Below are 17,977 nucleotides of genomic sequence, written 5' to 3'. Positions count from 1 at the left end.
GCAAATTATAGTTGGGGTATTTTGTTACAGCTCAATAGAATAAAAGCAATCTTTAAAAGTAGAAACTCTTATAATAATACCTATGTTAGTGAACTAATATCATCGATTCATCGTGCTGATGTCAAAGCGGCGATACTATCTATACTTTGGGCAGCTGGACCAGTCACGATTATAGCTATAACTTTGGGGTATTATTTAAGTCATGGTCAAGGAGTTCCGCTAGTTACAGTTGCATATTTTTCTTTTTATGTGTTTTTTGTAGGTTTAGTAGGTTTTATTAGTAAAATAATTTTTGACTCTATCAAGCACCGTGAAAAAGAGTTGATGCAAGATAAGTTTCTATCTATAATTGAGGAATCATATCAAAGTTTATATATGTCTAAAAAGCTTACTCTTAGTAATCTAACCGATCAGGTAAGAGATAATAAAATTGCTTATGAGATTCTTGCTAAGTCTCATCCGACAAGTAAAGAAATCTTTTATGCTTTTGAGCTACATTTTGATAAAGAAATGGCAGAGTTTGCTGAGATTATATACTTGTATAGAGATAATGGTTTTCCTATAGACACTCCGAGTAATAAGCGTAAATTAAGAAGCTTCTATAAGCAAATAAATAGTAACCAGAGTATTCCTGATGATTTAAGGATCAAGTTTCAAAATGCTTTAGTTGGTAAATATTCAGATTTGAATAAAGGCCTTGATAGGAAAATTGGCTTTTTGTCTAAGATTTATAGCAGTGCAGGGATGTATAACTTGTATGATTTAGAAGATGCAAGTAATGTTATAACTCTTTTTATAGAATTATTATCTGGTAGAAAAATTTATTATTTGAAAGCAGTTTCTAAGTTTGAAGATACTAAAAAAGATTATTTATTTAATTCTATAGAGAAGTTAAGAACAGGAGTTCTTGAAAAATATAATCATATTCTAGGTATTTATAAACAATGTTATTTAACTGTATCTGAAGTTGCTCCTAATCTGGATTTGATAGAAGTTGTTGATACTGCTCCAGATATAACAAACAATCTAAATCAATTAGAGCAATCAATAAAACAGCTATCTACAAAAAATCAGCCTAAAGAAATCAAAAAGCTAATACAGCAAAATAAAAATAGGTTTCATCAAAGAATGCGCATCATAAAAACTCAGCTTAAAAGGATGAATATTCTATTGAACCAATGGAAGTCTTTAGAGTTTGGTAGTGATGAGAAGTTGAGTAAAAATATAGAACATCAATTAGCTTATATATTTCTCGAAGAGCAAATGAGAATGTCTATAGCTTATAAAATGTTTGAATATATCAACCATGAGCATGACTTTTCTTCGAAAACTGAGCAAATTAAAGCCTATGCTCGACAGATAGTAAAAATATTACAGGAGCCTCTAGATTTACAAGAATCTACAGTCTTAACAGCTATTGAAAGTTCTCCAAGGGCAAATCTTAGTAGCATAAGGTTTAGTAATTCAACAACAGAGAAGCTTAATACTACATATAATCTATGTAGATCTGTGAAAACAAACATTGTTGAATTAAGAAAGCAATTAAACAAAATATTAGTAGCACAGTATATTTAACAAGTTATTTTGTGAGTCTTGTATATCTAGCAATCATTGTTTCGTTGCCACTAGTTCCACCACAGTGAATGTAGATAATAGGCTTTGTAAGTTTATGATGTTCATTTAATAATGCGCGCCAAGCTATAGGGTCATATAGTAGCTCAAACTCAATTTCTGTCTGCTCTAGAAGCTTTTGGTATATTGCGTAATTTTGGGTATCTAGCTGCCCAAAATGAGTTTTAAAGTTTAAATTGAGAATTCTAGGATGATTTAAACTACTATCAATATCATTAAATTGTTTTTTTAAGTATTGATTATCACCAACACACGCAACAGTGTAGACTTTGTTTGGTAGATACTTTTCAAGGTATAATGCAGTTGTGCCAGTACCAGATGCCACAACGATACTATAATTGTCAATATTATTTTCTAGACAGTACTTTTTGATTTCATTAGCACAATCAGCTATGCCTTCTTCAGCGAGAGTATTCCTACCACCTTGATCAAAGAAATAAAGGCTATTGTCTATATTGTAATTCGTCTTTATATTTTTTAGCTTTAGAGAGCTTGTAGTCTCAAATAACTGCATGCCATTTTCTAGAGCTAGTTTTAGGTTGCCATTTTTAGCGTTTTTAAGAAATTTTGGTAATGGTTTTATCCAATAATGGAAATCCCAGCCTTTGATATTAGCTAGCTGTGATAATGCCAGCATGAAATTAGATTGATTACCGCCAAAAGATACAATAGTCTTGATGTGAGGGTATTTATCTGGATTTTTTAGAAGATAAGCTAGTTTTCTAGCCTTATTACCAGAGAAGATAGGGTGATTTAGATCATCTCTCATTACAATGAAATCTTTATTTTCAAAAGATATTTCTTGAAACAAGGAGACCATTTAAGAAATTATTCTTCTAATAGTTCAAACTCATCCTTACCAACACCACAGTCAGGACATTCCCAATCTTCAGGGACATCTTCCCATTTAGTACCAGGTTCTATACCATCTTCTGGCCAACCTTCAGCTTCATCATAAATTAAACCACAAACGATACAAATGTATTTTCTATATTCCATAATTAACTCTAAAAAAATGATTAGTGAATAAAAAGTTGCAATATTTTAGCATTATAAAAATCGTATATCCAGTACCTTATTAAAACATTACAAAAGGTTATACTTAGATTCATCAATACCAACCTTACGTGATTTATTTGAAAAGAATACAATATTATTTTCAACGAAAAGATCTGTAATTTGTCTAGGTATATCTTTGTCTAAGTGTCTTCTAATGAGTCTATAGAAGGCATCTTGATTTGTTTCATTAAAGTGTTTTTTGAATGTTTTATTAATAACGCTTTCATGGCATGACAGGAATTTTTTGATACGTATTTTAGGATCAGTATTACTATTACCAGTGTCGCATTGGTTAGGAGCAGCAGTAGCTATATTGAATCCCTTACGTGTATAGTATGATGCAATACCTCTAAAAATTCGATCATTACTAAAAATTGTGATGCTAAGGTAAGTACGGAAATCACGATATCTTTCGACATACTCACCAACTTTAGCACAGATATAACCATCCATATTATCTTTGTTGCCTTCACCATAAATTATTGGTACAAGCTCAAAGTTATGATAGATTTGGGTTTTATTGAAGTTTGCTTCTAATTCTTGTGGATTTGTAAAGACAATTACTCTGTCAAAATTACCCTCAGAAATATGAGAGAAATTGTTATAGTTTTCAGAATCAACTATTGCTAGTTTGAGATATTCCATAACTATTTGACTCCTTACCCTAGTGCTTATGGTATCTATTTTACCTCAAAAGCTATGATATTATCTATACTCTGCTAAAATTATACTAAAATAGTAAAGTATAGATTTTATGATTGATTTACAATATAGTTATACAGACTTATCTAATGAGTTTTATTCACAACAAAAAGTATACAGATATCCTGATGCAAAGTTACTGATTGTAAATGACTGTTTAGCCAAGGATTTAGGTTTGGATTTAGAAGGTAAATCAGCACAAGAGTTATTAAAAAAATTGTTAGGGTATAGTAGTAAAAAGCCAATTTCACAAGCTTATGCTGGTCATCAGTTTGGTAATTTTACAATGCTAGGAGATGGTCGAGCTATCTTAATTGGTGAATATGAAAAACCAAATGAGGAGCTGGTTGATTTTCATCTAAAAGGAGCTGGCTTAACTAAGTTCTCTCGAGGTGGTGATGGTAAAGCAGCTTTAGCGCCAATGCTTAGAGAATATATAGTTAGTGAAGCTATGCATAATCTAGGCATACCTACTAGCCGAATTTTAGCTGTGATATCAACAGGTGAGAATATTCAAAGAAATAAATTACAACAAGGAGCAATAGCTCTTAGAGTTGCAAGTAGTCACATTAGAGTAGGTACTTTTCAGTATGCAGCTATGCTTGGTGAGAGTTATAGCCAAGAGTTATTAGACTATACGATTGTTAGACATAATATTCCATACAGTGACAATAAAGCTTTGAGCTTACTTGACTATGTCATTGATAAACAGACAACTTTAATAACACAATGGGAAAGAGTAGGTTTTATTCATGGAGTTATGAATACTGATAATATGACTATTTCAGGCGAAACTATTGACTATGGACCTTGTGCATTCATGGATACTTATGATCCTGATACTGTTTTTAGTTCAATAGATCAAGATGGAAGATATGCGTTTGCTAATCAAGCATCAATCGCTGGCTGGAATATTGCAAGATTAGCAGAAAGTTTGTTGAAACTTATCTCAGAGAATGAGGAAAAAGCTATTGAATTAGCTCAAGATAAACTGCAAAGTTATTCGGAAATTTATAAGCAAAAATGGAGACAAATGTTTCTTAGTAAAATAGGTTTTAGTATCAATAGTGAATATGATGATGAACTTATTTCCGGTTTGCTCACTGATATGTTTAAACATAAGTTAGATTATACAAATACGTTCTATAATCTAAGCTATAATAATTTTGATTACTTGCGGAATAAAGGCTTAAAAGATTGGTTAGATAAATATGTCAATTACGATATCAATTTTGAAAGTATGATGAAATCTAATCCAGTAATAATTCCGCGTAATCATCAAGTTGAAAAAGCACTTGAGTTTGCAGAAAATGGTAATTTTAGTATTCTTCAAAGTCTTGTGACAGCACTTGAAGCACCATATAAACTCAACGCGTTCACTAAGAAATATATGTCAGAGCCTTTAGAGCAAGAGAAAGTTAGATTTACTTTTTGTGGTACTTAAATAGTTTATTAAATATTAGCGTGTTAAGAAGCTTTGGTAGTTTTATCTACTATTACTGCTGTAGTCATGCTTCCATGTATATTTAGAGGTGTTCTAAAACTATCAATAAGAGCGTCTACACCTAGTATTAAACCAATAATTTCCCATGGTAAATTAAAATATGTAAATACGACGCCAGCGGCTACATACGCAGTGCCAGGAATACCAGAAACACCTAGTGAAGCAAACATGCAGATTAGGGATATAGTAAGTATTGTTGCAAAATTTATATCCATACCTGTTGCAGACATAGCCATAATTGCTAATATTGCAGGAAATACTCCTGCACAACCATTCATACCCATAGTGGTGCCCATAGTAGGTGCAAATGTAGAAATAGTCTCTGATAATCCATATCTGTTAAGACCATTTATAGATAGTGGTAGGGTACCCATACTTGATCTAGATGTAGCAGCTACAAGTAAAGCTCTCCATATACTTTTATAGAATTTTACTAAATTTGTACCGAATATCAGAAGCAATGCTATATGCATAAGTAAAACTATAAACATAGCTATATAACAAGCTAAAACAAAAGAAATAACTGCAGATATACTTCCTTTATCTAATTCAATACTCATTTGTATCATTAGTCCTAGCACTCCATAAGGTGTAGTTGCAATAACTAACTTTGCTAGTTTTTTGATTACAAAAAAAGCAGAATCAATAAAATTTATAAATGGATCAGCTAGCTTACTATCTTCACGATGAGCTATAAGCATTGAGAAACCAATTAATATAGCAAATATAACAACAGCAATAACATTATTTTTATCCATTTGTTGAAAAATATTATCCGGTAAGAAGCTTAGTATATTCTCAGATAGAGTGGCTGATTTCGCTTCTTTGGTTACTGCAGTCATTGAGCTAAGATCTATACCTTGACCAAGCTTCATCAAAATAGCGACTGTTGAGCCAATCGCAGCACTTATGCCAGTAAGAACAAGTAAAATTATGATTGTTTTTGTAGCAAGCTTTATTATATATGAGCTTTTATGGTTTCTTAGGTTTATTATTGAGTGAATAATTGATGTCAATACAATAGGGATAATTAACATTTTAAGTAAAGAGATATAGCCATCACCTAAAATATTACTAATTTGTATGAAACTATTACTATAACTATTTGTCCAATTGTAAACAATGCCAATAATAATTCCTGTAACTAGTGCTAATATCGTTCTAAGGTTGAAGCTAACTTGCTTAACATGTAGATATATTAGGAGAGAGATTGATATTATAAGTAAAACCACCATATTTTTAACCTTATTATATAAAATTGTAGAGATGGATTTTAACATAGTTTACTAGATTGGTATACTACATACCTGGCATGAATTTTTCTTATCAAAAATTAATAACAATTATCTATATTTGATAGATGTTTTTATTGTAAAAATAAAAAAAAGAAGCCTATAATTGATTACCTATAATTTTTACTTTATCAATTAATATGACAAAAACGCTTATGCACCAAGAAGCTAGTAGTAGTTTCGAAAAAGTTGCCAATCAACTTAAACTTAACAAAGATATCATTAAATCTATAGTTAAAACTCTTAAAGAAAAGAATATTAAAAGAGTTATTACTGTAGCAAGAGGAAGTTCTGATTGTGTGGCAAATTATGCAAAATATTTATTTGAGACTCAGTTAGGGTTTAGTGTTTCTTCGCTACCACCTTCTGTAACGACTATTTATAATAAAAATATAGGCGATGTGCATACATTAGCTATAGGTATATCACAGTCCGGTGGTAGCCCTGACTTGCGTCTAGCTCTTGAAGGTTGCAAGAAAGCAGGATGTACTACACTAGCTATAGTCAACGTGGAAAAGTCACCTTTAGCAGACAGCGCAGATTTGGTCTTACCTGTGAGAGCTGATGCAGAAAATGCTGTTGCAGCAACCAAGAGTGTAATAACTTCATTAGTTGCACTAGTAAGTATTGTAGCTGAATATAATCAAGATCAAGCTCTTTTGGAAAGTTTGAATAGTCTCCCTGAAACACTGGAAACAAGTTTAAGTTCTGATTGGACTCCAGCTATAGAAGAGCTTAAGAAAAGTAAAAACATGTTTGTCATCGGAAGAGGTTTTGGATTCCCGATAGTCCAAGAGATGGCTTTGAAATTCAAAGAAACATGTGGGATACATGCAGAAGCATTTAGTTCAGCCGAAGTATTACATGGTCCATTTGCTTTGATGAATCAGACTTTTACAACATTTACCATACTGCAACATGATGAGAGCGCTCAAGGTACACGTGATATAGTCAAGAGAATGACTGATTTAGGAGTTAGAACTGTTTTCGCTACAACAGATAATCAATCTGATGCAAAAGTTCATCTACATGTTAATGCAGCAACACATCCAATTCTTGAAACTGTAGTTATATTGCAAAAATTCTATTTGATGGTTAATGATCTAGCATTGTCGTTAGGTTATAATCCGGATAGCCCTAGTAATCTAAAAAAAGTTACCGAAACAGTTTAATTTAGGTATTTACTATAGTTTTATCTTTGAAGGAGAAAACAATGAAAGAAGCTAATAAGCTAAAGGTGTTTATGATTATATTTTTCTCAGCGATGGGTGGAATGTTATATGGTTATGACATCGGTATAATCGGAGGAGCTTTGCCTTTTATTAAATCTGAGTTAGGTATGACTGCTGCTCAAGAATCATTTTTAGGTGGTTCTGTGTTATTTGGAGGAGCTTTTGCAATTCTTATAGGTGGAGTATTAGCAGATATTTTTGGTAGAAAAAATATTATCACGGCATCTGGATTAATATTCGTAGTATCAGTATTTATGATTTACTTTGCTGAAAGTTATAATTTCTTACTTTTTTCGAGGTTAGTACAGGGTGTGGCTGTTGGTTTTATATCTATAACAGTTCCATTGTATTTAACAGAATCTGTGCCTAGCATGATTCGAGGATTAGCCGTTACATGTTTTCAGCTATTTCTCACAGCAGGTATATTAATATCTGTTGCTGTAAGTCTACTATTTATATCAACTGATCCTACAACTGGTTTAGAAACTGGTGATTGGAGAAATATGTTTCTTACAGCTTTAATCCCTGGCTTAATCGTATTCATAGGCGGTTTTCTTTTAATCAAGTCTCCTAGGTGGTTGATTATGAAAAATAGAGAACAAGAAGCAGAGAAGATTTTGACAGAAACAATAGGTGTAGAAGCAGCAAAACAGCAAATGCAAGAAGTTAAGGCTTTGATTGAAAAAACTAAGAATGAAGGTAGTTTATTATCAAGCCTTACTAAAAGACATTATTTGATGCCAATGCTTATAGTATTCTCTGTTGCTATTTTAGCTCAAATGACAGGAATTAATAGTATTTTGCAATATGCTCCAACAATGCTAAAAGAAACCGGTTTAGGTTCTGTATATGCTGCTGTGGTTGGCGGTGTTGCAATCACAGGTCTTAATTTTGTTACAACAATTATAGCAGTAGCTATAGCAGATAAAATTGAAAGAAAATTTGTAATTACTTTTGGGACTTTAATGGTTTCTATTGTTTTACTGACTCTGGCTGTGCTTATGTATACGATGCCTGATACTTCAGCAAAAGGTATAGTTTTGCTTATAGGATTTATTTTATATATATTCTTTTTTGCAATTGGTCCAGGAGCGTATATATGGGTTATTATGTCTGAACTTTTACCAACCAATATCAGAAGTAAAGGTTTAGCAGTAGCTCTATTCTTAAATAGTATGGCTTCTGCAATATTAGCTTCTTCAGTGATGCCTGTAACACAACATTTTAATGGAAATTATGGTGTGATTTTGGGTATATGCGGAGTATGTACTTTGGTGTATAGCTTTATAGCATTTAAATTTGTACCAAAAACAAATGGACGTACCCTAGAAGAAATCGAACAAGATTTCATTAAATAAATTTTATTAATTCTATATTTTTTTTCATCTTTTATTTTCAATAATCAAATTGTTTAGATAATATCTTTAATAATTATTATCATTTTAAATTAATTCAATTTGATATAAGGCATATATGAAAAAGAATTTAATAGCTGTATTACTTAGCTCTCAGTGTTTAATTGGTAGTGGATTTGCAACTGATTTTGATGTGCAAAAAATTCAAATAAAAAATATCGGTCAAAATAATCGTAATTTTGATATGAATATTGATATCAAAGTTAATCAAAATCAAACAGGAAATTGGCTTTTTGGTTTTTACATGCCAAGAACTTATAACTCATCTAAGGATGTAAATCCTGATCTTACTCTTAAGGTAACTGATTTAAGCACTAAAAAATCAGCAAATCTAAGTTATGTTAAAAAAGCAGACAATCTGGATACTATGCCGATCTATGCTGATGGTTATAGTAATTTGTTTAGAGCTACTACTGATTTTGAACTAGAGGCAGGGCATACATATAGATTTAATTTCAAGAATAATAACCTGTGGGTTCCTGGTAATATATCATCTCTTCCTCAAAGCTTCTTTTTGATTGACTCTAACGGTAATGTAATAACTTCCAATGCTAATCCAAATGCTTATATATCTAAAAATATTAAGGAAATCTCAAGCATTCAAGGCTATGATTCAGCTAAGATTGATATAGAAATCCAACAAAATTTACAATCATATATTGATAACTCAATTGCCAGTGATTCTTCAGAGTTTGCTAATCAATATCATCTGATACCAACTCCCCTAAGTATTAGTGATATTGGCTCAAAGCAAAATATAAATTTAGACAATGGAGTATATGTGGATGATTCTAATAGTAAGCAGAATATCAAATTGTTAAATCAATATTTTAAAATAGATAAGATTACAACTAATGACTTAAAAGTAGTTACTGATAAAAGTCATGCGAGTATTATTCTTAAAAAAGACTTATCCATTAAAAATAAAGAAGGCTACATCTTAAAAATAGCTGATAATAAGATCTATATTAGATATCAGACAAATGCTGGTTTATTTTATGCTATCCAAACACTGAGAAACCTTTATCAAAAAGATAATGTTGGTATTGAGAGAAGTAGCAATCCTATGTTGATACTTCCTCAAGTAACAATCAAAGATCAACCAAGATTTGAGTATAGAGGTATATTGTTAGATGTCGCTAGACATTACTTTAGTGTTCAGACAATAAAAACACTAATTAATGCTATGGCAAGCCAAAAGTTAAATACTTTACATATTCATTTTTCTGATGATGAAGGTTTTAGGCTAGCTCTAGATAGTGTAGATGTTAAAAGAGCCAGTACAAGAGGATATAATGACAACTCAATTATTCCGGCACAAATGTATCAACAAGCAAATTTAGATAAATCAAATTACTTTAATCAGAAAATAAAAGATAGCGATATTATATCGCCTAATTACCCAACAGCTGCAACGATTTATGAGGGATATTATTCAAAAAAAGATATTCAAGAGATTATTAGTTATGCAAATGCTAGACAAATAACTATTATTCCTGAAATAGATCTACCAGGTCATGCTAAAGCACTAATTGATTCAGCACCTGATATATTTTTTAATAAATTTGATAAAAGTGACTATATAAGTGTACAAGGGTATTATGATGATGTTATACCAGTGTGTTTATATAACAAGTCAAATACTCAAGGAGAAAAGTTTACAGCTAAGATTGATCAGATTGTAACTGAGATATATAAGCTTTTTGATAACCAAAATACAGTATATTTTGAGCCACAAATTAGTGTAGGTGGTGATGAAGTTTCCGCTGATGCTTGGACTAATGACTCAACATGTGAAAATCAAAAAGATTTAAATGCATTAGAAAAGTCGCATAAGTTTTTCAAAGAGTTGCAACAAAATACTAATCTAAGAATATCTGGATGGCAACAAACTGTCCAAAATGATCCTAATGGAAATTTAGCTGGAGGTATTGATAAAGACTCAATACCTTCTGAGAAAACCGGATATATTTGGGTTTGGAGTGCATTTAATAGCTCTGGATACAATGAAGCACAGCAACTAGCAAAGGCTGGTTACTCTACAGTATTAGCATATGCTGATGATACATATTTTGATTTATCATATAATCCAGATTTTTGGGAGCCTGGTTTTTACTGGGCTACTGAATATGCAGATACACATGCCGCTTTACATAGTGCTTTAGATTCAAAAACTACAATTACAAGTTTATCAACAAAAGACGCTAAAAATATAAAGGGTCTAGAGGGAGCTCTGTGGTCAGAGAATATTAATAATGCTAATCATTTATGGTATATGGCATTTCCGAAAATGACTGGTTTGGCTGAGGCATCATGGGCAGATCCAAATATTACTGTCAAAGATAAAAAAATAAACTGGAATAGTTTAGTATATAGGCTAGGAACTGATAACACTAAATTTTTGGGATACACAGATAGAATTATTAACCCAAGTAATGATAAAAAGATTATCTCTTACAGGGGATATCCTGAAGGAGTCTCTCAAGAATTACCTCGGAAATAATGAGTATGACTAGGCTGGATTATCTATATCTATAAATTTTGTATCTAAAGTAAACTCTTGTTTAAGCAAATTAGCAATAGCCTTTACACCTTCTTTTTCTGTAGCGTGATGTCCTGCTGCGATATAGTTTATACCTAGTTCTCGAGCAGCATGAGTTGTTCTTTCAGAGATTTCTCCTGATATGAAAGTGTCAGCTCCTGCTTGATATGCATATTCAATATAGTCTTGTGCCCCACCAGTACAAATAGCTACTTTTTTATTTTGCTGTTTTGTAGAAATTACGGTTGGCTTTTTATCAAGTTTATTTTCTATTAAATTGCTAAAAGTATCTAAATCTAAATCATAGTTGCCTATCACTGAAATATCAGGCTTGGAACCTGTTTCAAAGAACTCTAAATTTGTAAGATCTAGTTTTTTTGCTAATAAGATATTATTACCAATTTTAGAATGTCCATCTAGAGGTAAGTGATAACCAAATAGGTGTATACCATTTTTTATAAGTTTTGAGATACGCTCATACTTCATACCAACGATAGGGTAACTTTCACCTTTCCAAAAATAACCATGATGTACAATAATGGCATCAGCATTCTCTTTTACAGCTTGGTCTATAAGTGCCTGACATGCTGTGACACCAGTGACAATCTTTTTGATATCTCTATCTCCTTGAATCTGTAGACCATTTGGGCAATAGTCTTTAAATTGAGCAATATCAAAGTAGTTATTTAAGTAATTTTCTAATTCTTTAAAGTTCATAGCTTATGAAAATTAATCTTTATGATGATATAATCTTACATTGTATACTTTTCGTGAAATTATTTAAAAATATAAATATAATTTTTTGGGTTCTTATATGAGTAAAACAAATGTTGTAAGAGTTGGAGATGTCTTAATTGGCGGAAATAATCCGGTTGTTGTCCAATCAATGACAGATACATATACTGCAGATATTGAAAAGACAGTTAAACAAATTTTAGCTCTTCATAAAGCAGGTAGTGAGATAGTTAGAATTACCGTTAATGATGAGCCAGCTGCTGCCGCTGTGCCAGAGATTGTTAAAGAGTTGGCAAAGCATGATTGCCATGTACCTTTAGTTGGTGATTTTCACTATAATGGTCATACTCTACTTAGCAAATATCCAGAGTGTGCAAAGGCATTAGCAAAATATCGTATAAATCCAGGTAATGTGGGTTTTGGTAAAAAGAAAGATACTCAGTTTGCAGAGATTATCAAAATTGCTATTGCAAATGATAAGCCTGTTCGTATTGGAGTTAACTGGGGAAGTTTAGATCAGGCATTATTAGCTAGATTAATTGATGAAAATAATGCTCAAGAAAGTCCATTAACATTACAGCAAATAATGCATAGGGCACTTATTACTTCGGCATTAGAGAGTGCAAAGTATGCACAAGAGCTTGGTCTAGCAAAAGATAAAATCATTATTTCATGTAAAGTTAGTGAAGTTCAAGACTTAGTAGCGGTGTATCAAAAGCTTGCTAAAGAGTGTGACTATGCTCTACACTTAGGGCTGACTGAAGCAGGTATGGGTACAAAAGGTATTGTTGCTAGTGCTGTTAGCTTGGGGATATTATTACAACAGGGTATAGGTAACACTATACGTGTCTCACTAACTCCTGCACCAAATGCTCCACGTACAGAAGAGGTTAGAGTTTGTCGAGAGATTTTACAAAATCTTGGTATGCGAACATTCACTCCAAGTGTGACATCTTGTCCAGGCTGTGGAAGAACTACTAGCTCATTTTTTAGAGAGCTAACTAGTACAGTTAAAGATCATTTAGATGAAAAAATGCATACATGGAAAGACCAATATCATGGTGTTGAAGCTATGAAAGTAGCTGTGATGGGTTGTGTAGTAAATGGTCCAGGTGAGTCAAAAAATGCTGATATTGGTATTAGTTTGCCAGGCAGTGGAGAGTCCCCTGTAGCACCAGTATTTATAGATGGCAAAAAAGCTCATACTCTTAGAGGTGATAATATCTCAAAAGAGTTTATAGAGATTGTCGAGAATTATGTTAAAAATCGTTACGCTAAAAAATAGGTAAGTTTAAGAGGATGTCAGTAGTTTTTGTAAATACGCCTTTTGCTAGACTTAAACTAGGTTATACAAATAATACTCAAGGCTTTAGTAAAGATAAATATGCTAAATTTAATCTAGCAAATAATGTTGGTGATAAGCATTTAGCTGTAGAAAAAAATCGTAATTCATTTAGATCGTACATCAACGCTGATATTAAATGGTTAAGACAAAATCACACAAATATTGTCACATATTTTGAAGAATATAGTGGTGATTTTTGTGATGCTATAGTTACAGATAAGCCTAAGCAGGCTTGTGTAGTTTTGACAGCAGATTGCCTGCCTATAATACTTTTTGATAAAAAGATGACAAAAGTAGCTGCTATTCACGCTGGTTGGAGAGGTTTGTTGCAAGGAATATTAGAGCAGACTCTCAAGGAGTTTGTTGGCTTAGATCTAGTAGCTTGGTTTGGTCCTTGTATCTCTGGAAACTTCTATGAAGTTGGCTGTGATGTTCATGATAAATTTGTAGAGCAGCATGAAGCTTATGGGCAAGCATTTCGCTCAAAAAGTGAAGATAAATATCTTTTTGATATGAAAATGGTAGCTCGACAAATATTAAATGATAATCACTGTTTTGATATAGTCGACTCTGGCTTATGTACTTACAGTAACAAAAGATTTTATTCTTATCGTAAAGAAGGTACTACAGGTAGACAAGCTACATTTGTATGGTTTGAATGAATTTAAATATATCTAATGGGGATAAAATGTCTGAAAAATTACAAGTTTTAAAAAGGTTGATGAAAGAGAAAGGCTATGATTTTTATCTAGTTCCATCTATAGATGATCATAATAATGAATATGTTCCAGAATGCTGGCAGTACCGTAGTTGGATTAGTGGGTTTGATGGCTCAGCAGGAGATGTGCTTGTAGGCTTAGATAGGTCTTATCTTTCTACAGATGGTAGGTACTTCACTCAAGCAGATTTTCAACTTGATAAAAATGAATTTGATCTATTGAAACAAACAACTTTTTCTTCAAAAATAGAAGAGTGGCTTGAAGAAAATTTAGCTGGTAAAACACTTGCGATAGATCCAAAAAAAATAGGTATTACTAGAGCAGAAAATTTATTATCAATAGCAAAAAAAGTAAATGGCAAAATTATCTTTGATAACAATAATTTAGTTGCTCAGGCTCAAAAAGAGCTTAATCAAGAAATAGCATTGCCTAAAGAGAAAATATTTGCTCATGAGATTCAATATTCTGGTCAATCTGTTGATTCAAAGTTGAGAAATCTTAGAACATATTTAAAATCTATCAAAGCTGAGTGTTTGATAGAAACAAGCTTAGACTCAATTATGTGGACTTTAAACATAAGAGGTAGAGATATCAAAAATACGCCATTAGCAATTTGTTATATGGTGGTTACAGTTGAAAGTACTTTCTTGTATATTGATAAAGATAAAGTCACGGAAGATGTTCTGAGTGATTTTGAGCAAAACAATATTATTGTTCTGGATTATAAAGAGTTTTTTACAGATTTGAAAAAGTTTGCTGCAAAGTTTGTTATTGATAGTAATATTGCAAGCTATGCTGTTAAATTAGCAATCAAAGAAAATGAGCATAGTAAACTTATCGAAGATACCAGCCCAATAACTATAAGCAAAGCTCTTAAAAATTCTGTGGAAATAAATGGATCAAAAGATGCTCATAAAAAGGATGCTGCAGCATTTATTTCGTGGTGGCATTGGATGGAGAACAACTATCAAGGGATAGATGAACTTGATGCGATGGCAAAACTTAGAGAGTTTCGTGCTAAGCAAAAGGGTTATGTTGAAGATAGTTTCTCATATATTGTTGGTCATGCTGCTAATGGTGCGATTATTCATTATTCAGCTAAGAGAGATGCAAATCTAAAGAAAATTGATGATCAAGCACCTCTACTATGTGATTCTGGGGGTCAGTACAAAGAAGGAACAACTGATATTACTCGTGTACTTCACTTTGGTAGGCCATCTAATGAACATAGAAGATACTATACATTAGTTTTAAAAGGTCATCTTGGTTTAGGCAGGGCAGTCTTTCCAAAAGGAACTACAGGATCTCACTTAGATGTATTAGCTCGTGAGCATTTATGGCATTTCTGTTCAGATTATGCTCATGGTACAGGTCATGGAGTTGGTAGTTTCTTAGGTGTGCATGAAGGTCCTCAACGCATAAACTCAGCATCAAAAGTTGAGCTAATGCCTGGTATGATTCTAAGCAATGAACCAGGAGCATATTTTCCAGGTCAGTTTGGTATTAGAATTGAAAACTTATGTTATGTAAAGCAACGCAATCAAGATTCTCCTACAGGACATGGACCTTTTTATTGTTTTGAAGATTTGACATTAGTACCTTATGAATATAAGTTGATTGAAACATGGATGCTAACTTATACCGAGAAAAAAACTATAAACAATTACTATAGTAGAATTAGAAAAGAAGTATTACCATTAATCGAAGATCAAGAAGTCAAAGATTTCTTATTATTCAAGACAAGACATATTAAATAGCTGAATAATTTTTTATTTCTAATATTTTTCAATTAATATAGATGAAAATTTCTAGTGATATTTTTGTGATAAAAAATAGGTAAACATGGCAGCAAAAAAGAAAAACTCTAACAAAGACAATAAGAAGTCAATTAGCTATTTAAAGATAGTATTATTTTTGACACTAACTATTAGTGGAGGTTTTTCAGGACTTCTATTTGATAAGTTTGATATTAAAGAAAAATTTATAGATTTACGTTATAAAATATATAACTATTTTACTAGTGAGCCACTAAAGCATTATACTGCCAAAGATAACCAGAATATAATTGCAAAATTCTTTTCTGAAAGTGATAGTGCAAAAGATCAGCAACAGCAAATAAATCAATTCGAGAATCTAAAACAGTATCCACCTGTTAGAATACTGCCTGCAGTGACTGATTATTGCCATGGATTTTTGGCTTATGGTAATCCTAGTTATGATATTAAAGAAGGGTTAGGACAATCAAATCTCTACCTATGTCGTGATGGTTATGTTGTTGGCTATAATTATCAAACTAAAGAGGCAAGCTGGGTAGCATTTAAGCTTACAAAGTCAAAAGTCGCTAATAAACTAAAAAGAGATGATAAATTTAAAGAGGATGGAGATATACCTTTTGTTTATCGAGCTACATTAGATGATTATTATCGTTCTGGTTATGATAGAGGACATTTGGCATCTTATGCTTCAATGGACTTTAGTAAAAAATCTGCTGATGAATCGTTTTTATTATCAAATATGTCTCCTCAAAAGGCCGGATTAAACAGGCAAGGTTGGGAGAGATTGGAAACAGATGAGCGAATTTGGGCAAATATGTATGATTCAATCTATGTATATACAGGTCCTATATATAAAAAACAGAAGATACATAAAACAATAGGTGATAATAAGATAGCGGTGCCGGATTACTTCTTTAAGATAATATATGTACCTTCTAAAAATCAAGCCATAGCTTTTGTAATGCCTAATGCAAGAGTTGAGAAGACAAAGATTGCAAATTATAGAGTATCAATTAAGGATATTGAACAACGAACTGGATTATACTTCTTGACTAATATTCAAGATAGGGATTCCGTTGTAAATAATGTCTCTTCTATGTGGCGTACATCTTATTTATAGCTATTATTTAATAGACTATCTGCAACTAGCTTAGATGCTTGCTGAATAATTTTTTCATTACTTGGCGCTTTTACATCACTAGGATTTGTATATAAAACACTTAGAGCAAAAGGTTGTTTATCCTGTGGCCAAATTATCGCTACATCATTAGTAGCTGCATACTCTCCACAAGTTCCTGTCTTATCACCAATTATCCAATTTTTAGGCATACTGTAAGCTATTCTATTTGCACCAGTATTATTTTTTTGTAAATATCCTATGAAGATTTCACGATGTTTTTTATCTAAAATATTACCAAATGCTAGATTATAGATGTCTTGAGTTATAGCTTTAGGTGTTGTTTTATTGATATTGCTATCTGGTTTTGTGTGGTTGATTTTAGGCTCATCATTCTTGATAATAGTATCTTTATCTCCAAGCTTTGTTACTAATTTATTAAGGTTTTCCAAGCCCCCAATCTCTCTAACAAGGATATTAGCAGCAGGATTATCACTTAGAATAGCTGCGTAATTGAGCTGTGATATTGTCAAGGTTTTACCAATATTTTTGCCTGTTACTGGAGCATAACCTAGAGTACCAATATCGTCTTGAGTTATTAGAATTTTTTTATCTAAAAAACCTTTGTCTTGCATATCATACTCTAGAACTGCACCAACTAATAAAAATTTAAAAACACTACAAATTGGGAAGTGATAATTTTCATTGTAGCTGATATTAGTTTTATCATCTGTATTGACGGTGTATATTCCGAGTTTACCATGATATTTATCTTCCAAATTATTAAAAGAGTCATCTATAGTAGTGTTTGCTAGTAAAAATATTGGAATTAAGGATAAAGATGTAAATAGTAGACGTTTCATTTGAGTTTAATATATTGTCATGAACCATTAGTTAGAGTTTATAGA

General features: G+C 31.9%; 14 protein-coding genes and 1 pseudogene. 9 read left to right on the top strand and 6 right to left on the bottom strand.

Annotation, left to right across the window (positions count from 1 at the left end; all coding sequences use genetic code 11):
- Positions 1-18: 18 nt before the first annotated feature.
- A complete protein-coding gene (locus F3D59_RS07330) occupies positions 19-1,575 on the top strand; it encodes a hypothetical protein (RefSeq protein WP_150464493.1) in 1,557 nt (518 codons plus the stop codon).
- A 4-nt stretch (positions 1,576-1,579) separates the two neighbouring features.
- On the opposite strand, the gene F3D59_RS07325 is transcribed toward F3D59_RS07330, so the two are convergent.
- The 3 genes from F3D59_RS07325 to F3D59_RS07315 all read right to left on the bottom strand — a co-directional run bounded on the left by F3D59_RS07325 (position 1,580) and on the right by F3D59_RS07315 (position 3,336).
- On the bottom strand, positions 1,580-2,452 hold the full coding sequence (locus F3D59_RS07325) for a 1-aminocyclopropane-1-carboxylate deaminase (protein ID WP_150464363.1): 873 nt from the start codon (positions 2,450-2,452) through the stop codon (positions 1,580-1,582).
- An 8-nt stretch (positions 2,453-2,460) separates the two neighbouring features.
- Positions 2,461-2,631 (bottom strand): rubredoxin, encoded by a 171-nt coding sequence (locus F3D59_RS07320; RefSeq protein WP_013922958.1) that lies wholly within the window; start codon positions 2,629-2,631, stop codon positions 2,461-2,463.
- Between the two features lie 87 nt (positions 2,632-2,718).
- The gene (locus F3D59_RS07315) at positions 2,719-3,336 is read right to left on the bottom strand and encodes a hypothetical protein (RefSeq protein WP_150464362.1); all 618 of its coding nucleotides are present in this window, start codon (positions 3,334-3,336) and stop codon (positions 2,719-2,721) included.
- 109 nt (positions 3,337-3,445) lie between these two features.
- Between F3D59_RS07315 and F3D59_RS07310 the strand changes: the two genes are divergently transcribed.
- Positions 3,446-4,837, top strand: coding sequence for a protein adenylyltransferase SelO (locus F3D59_RS07310; RefSeq protein ID WP_150464361.1), 1,392 nt, complete (start codon positions 3,446-3,448; stop codon positions 4,835-4,837).
- A 23-nt stretch (positions 4,838-4,860) separates the two neighbouring features.
- Here the strand turns inward: F3D59_RS07310 and F3D59_RS07305 are convergent, their stop codons facing one another.
- Positions 4,861-6,132, bottom strand: a complete 1,272-nt coding sequence (locus tag F3D59_RS07305; RefSeq protein WP_149368409.1) for a dicarboxylate/amino acid:cation symporter — start codon at positions 6,130-6,132, stop codon at positions 4,861-4,863.
- Positions 6,133-6,329: 197 nt separating this feature from the next.
- Here F3D59_RS07305 and F3D59_RS07300 point away from each other — a divergent pair, with 197 nt between their 5' ends.
- The 3 genes and pseudogenes from F3D59_RS07300 to F3D59_RS10215 all read left to right on the top strand — a co-directional run.
- Positions 6,330-7,361 carry an SIS domain-containing protein gene (locus tag F3D59_RS07300; RefSeq protein ID WP_150464360.1) on the top strand — a complete coding sequence of 344 codons (1,032 nt, stop codon included), beginning with the start codon at positions 6,330-6,332 and terminating at the stop codon, positions 7,359-7,361.
- 41 nt (positions 7,362-7,402) lie between these two features.
- Positions 7,403-8,779, top strand: coding sequence for a sugar porter family MFS transporter (locus F3D59_RS07295; RefSeq protein WP_150464359.1), 1,377 nt, complete (start codon positions 7,403-7,405; stop codon positions 8,777-8,779).
- A 115-nt stretch (positions 8,780-8,894) separates the two neighbouring features.
- Positions 8,895-11,096, top strand: a pseudogene (locus F3D59_RS10215) (family 20 glycosylhydrolase); the annotation flags it as partial.
- 252 nt (positions 11,097-11,348) lie between these two features.
- Here F3D59_RS10215 and F3D59_RS07285 read toward each other — a convergent pair.
- Positions 11,349-12,095, bottom strand: coding sequence for a Nif3-like dinuclear metal center hexameric protein (locus F3D59_RS07285; protein ID WP_150464357.1), 747 nt, complete (start codon positions 12,093-12,095; stop codon positions 11,349-11,351).
- 97 nt (positions 12,096-12,192) lie between these two features.
- Here F3D59_RS07285 and ispG point away from each other — a divergent pair, with 97 nt between their 5' ends.
- From ispG to F3D59_RS07265, 4 genes are all read left to right on the top strand, one after another.
- Positions 12,193-13,398, top strand: coding sequence for a flavodoxin-dependent (E)-4-hydroxy-3-methylbut-2-enyl-diphosphate synthase (gene ispG / locus F3D59_RS07280; RefSeq protein WP_150464356.1), 1,206 nt, complete (start codon positions 12,193-12,195; stop codon positions 13,396-13,398).
- 14 nt (positions 13,399-13,412) lie between these two features.
- Positions 13,413-14,120: a peptidoglycan editing factor PgeF gene (pgeF, locus tag F3D59_RS07275; protein WP_013922967.1), complete on the top strand. Its 708-nt coding sequence runs from the start codon at positions 13,413-13,415 to the stop codon at positions 14,118-14,120.
- 26 nt (positions 14,121-14,146) lie between these two features.
- A complete protein-coding gene (locus F3D59_RS07270; protein WP_191092453.1) occupies positions 14,147-15,934 on the top strand; it encodes an aminopeptidase P family protein in 1,788 nt (595 codons plus the stop codon).
- An 85-nt stretch (positions 15,935-16,019) separates the two neighbouring features.
- Positions 16,020-17,072: a DNA/RNA non-specific endonuclease gene (locus F3D59_RS07265; RefSeq protein ID WP_150464354.1), complete on the top strand. Its 1,053-nt coding sequence runs from the start codon at positions 16,020-16,022 to the stop codon at positions 17,070-17,072.
- Here the strand turns inward: F3D59_RS07265 and bla are convergent.
- Positions 17,063-17,932, bottom strand: a complete 870-nt coding sequence (gene bla / locus F3D59_RS07260) for a class A beta-lactamase (protein WP_150464353.1) — start codon at positions 17,930-17,932, stop codon at positions 17,063-17,065. The genes F3D59_RS07265 and bla overlap by 10 nt on opposite strands.
- Between the last annotated feature and the right edge of the window lie 45 nt (positions 17,933-17,977).

This window comes from Francisella sp. XLW-1 (genome assembly GCF_008711455.1).
Taxonomy (GTDB): domain Bacteria; phylum Pseudomonadota; class Gammaproteobacteria; order Francisellales; family Francisellaceae; genus Francisella; species Francisella salimarina.
Note: the sequence above shows the minus strand (reverse complement) of the source record. Positions and strands in the feature narration are given on the sequence as shown.

Coding starts and splice junctions, on each gene's coding strand:
- F3D59_RS07325 (WP_150464363.1), bottom strand. CDS start 2,452: ATGGTCTCCTTGTTTCAAGAAATATCTTTTGAAAATAAAGATTTCATT.
- F3D59_RS07320 (WP_013922958.1), bottom strand. CDS start 2,631: ATGGAATATAGAAAATACATTTGTATCGTTTGTGGTTTAATTTATGAT.
- F3D59_RS07315 (WP_150464362.1), bottom strand. CDS start 3,336: ATGGAATATCTCAAACTAGCAATAGTTGATTCTGAAAACTATAACAAT.
- F3D59_RS07310 (WP_150464361.1), top strand. CDS start 3,446: ATGATTGATTTACAATATAGTTATACAGACTTATCTAATGAGTTTTAT.
- F3D59_RS07305 (WP_149368409.1), bottom strand. CDS start 6,132: ATGGTGGTTTTACTTATAATATCAATCTCTCTCCTAATATATCTACAT.
- F3D59_RS07300 (WP_150464360.1), top strand. CDS start 6,330: ATGACAAAAACGCTTATGCACCAAGAAGCTAGTAGTAGTTTCGAAAAA.
- F3D59_RS07295 (WP_150464359.1), top strand. CDS start 7,403: ATGAAAGAAGCTAATAAGCTAAAGGTGTTTATGATTATATTTTTCTCA.
- F3D59_RS07285 (WP_150464357.1), bottom strand. CDS start 12,095: ATGAACTTTAAAGAATTAGAAAATTACTTAAATAACTACTTTGATATT.
- ispG (WP_150464356.1), top strand. CDS start 12,193: ATGAGTAAAACAAATGTTGTAAGAGTTGGAGATGTCTTAATTGGCGGA.
- pgeF (WP_013922967.1), top strand. CDS start 13,413: ATGTCAGTAGTTTTTGTAAATACGCCTTTTGCTAGACTTAAACTAGGT.
- F3D59_RS07270 (WP_191092453.1), top strand. CDS start 14,147: ATGTCTGAAAAATTACAAGTTTTAAAAAGGTTGATGAAAGAGAAAGGC.
- F3D59_RS07265 (WP_150464354.1), top strand. CDS start 16,020: ATGGCAGCAAAAAAGAAAAACTCTAACAAAGACAATAAGAAGTCAATT.
- bla (WP_150464353.1), bottom strand. CDS start 17,932: ATGAAACGTCTACTATTTACATCTTTATCCTTAATTCCAATATTTTTA.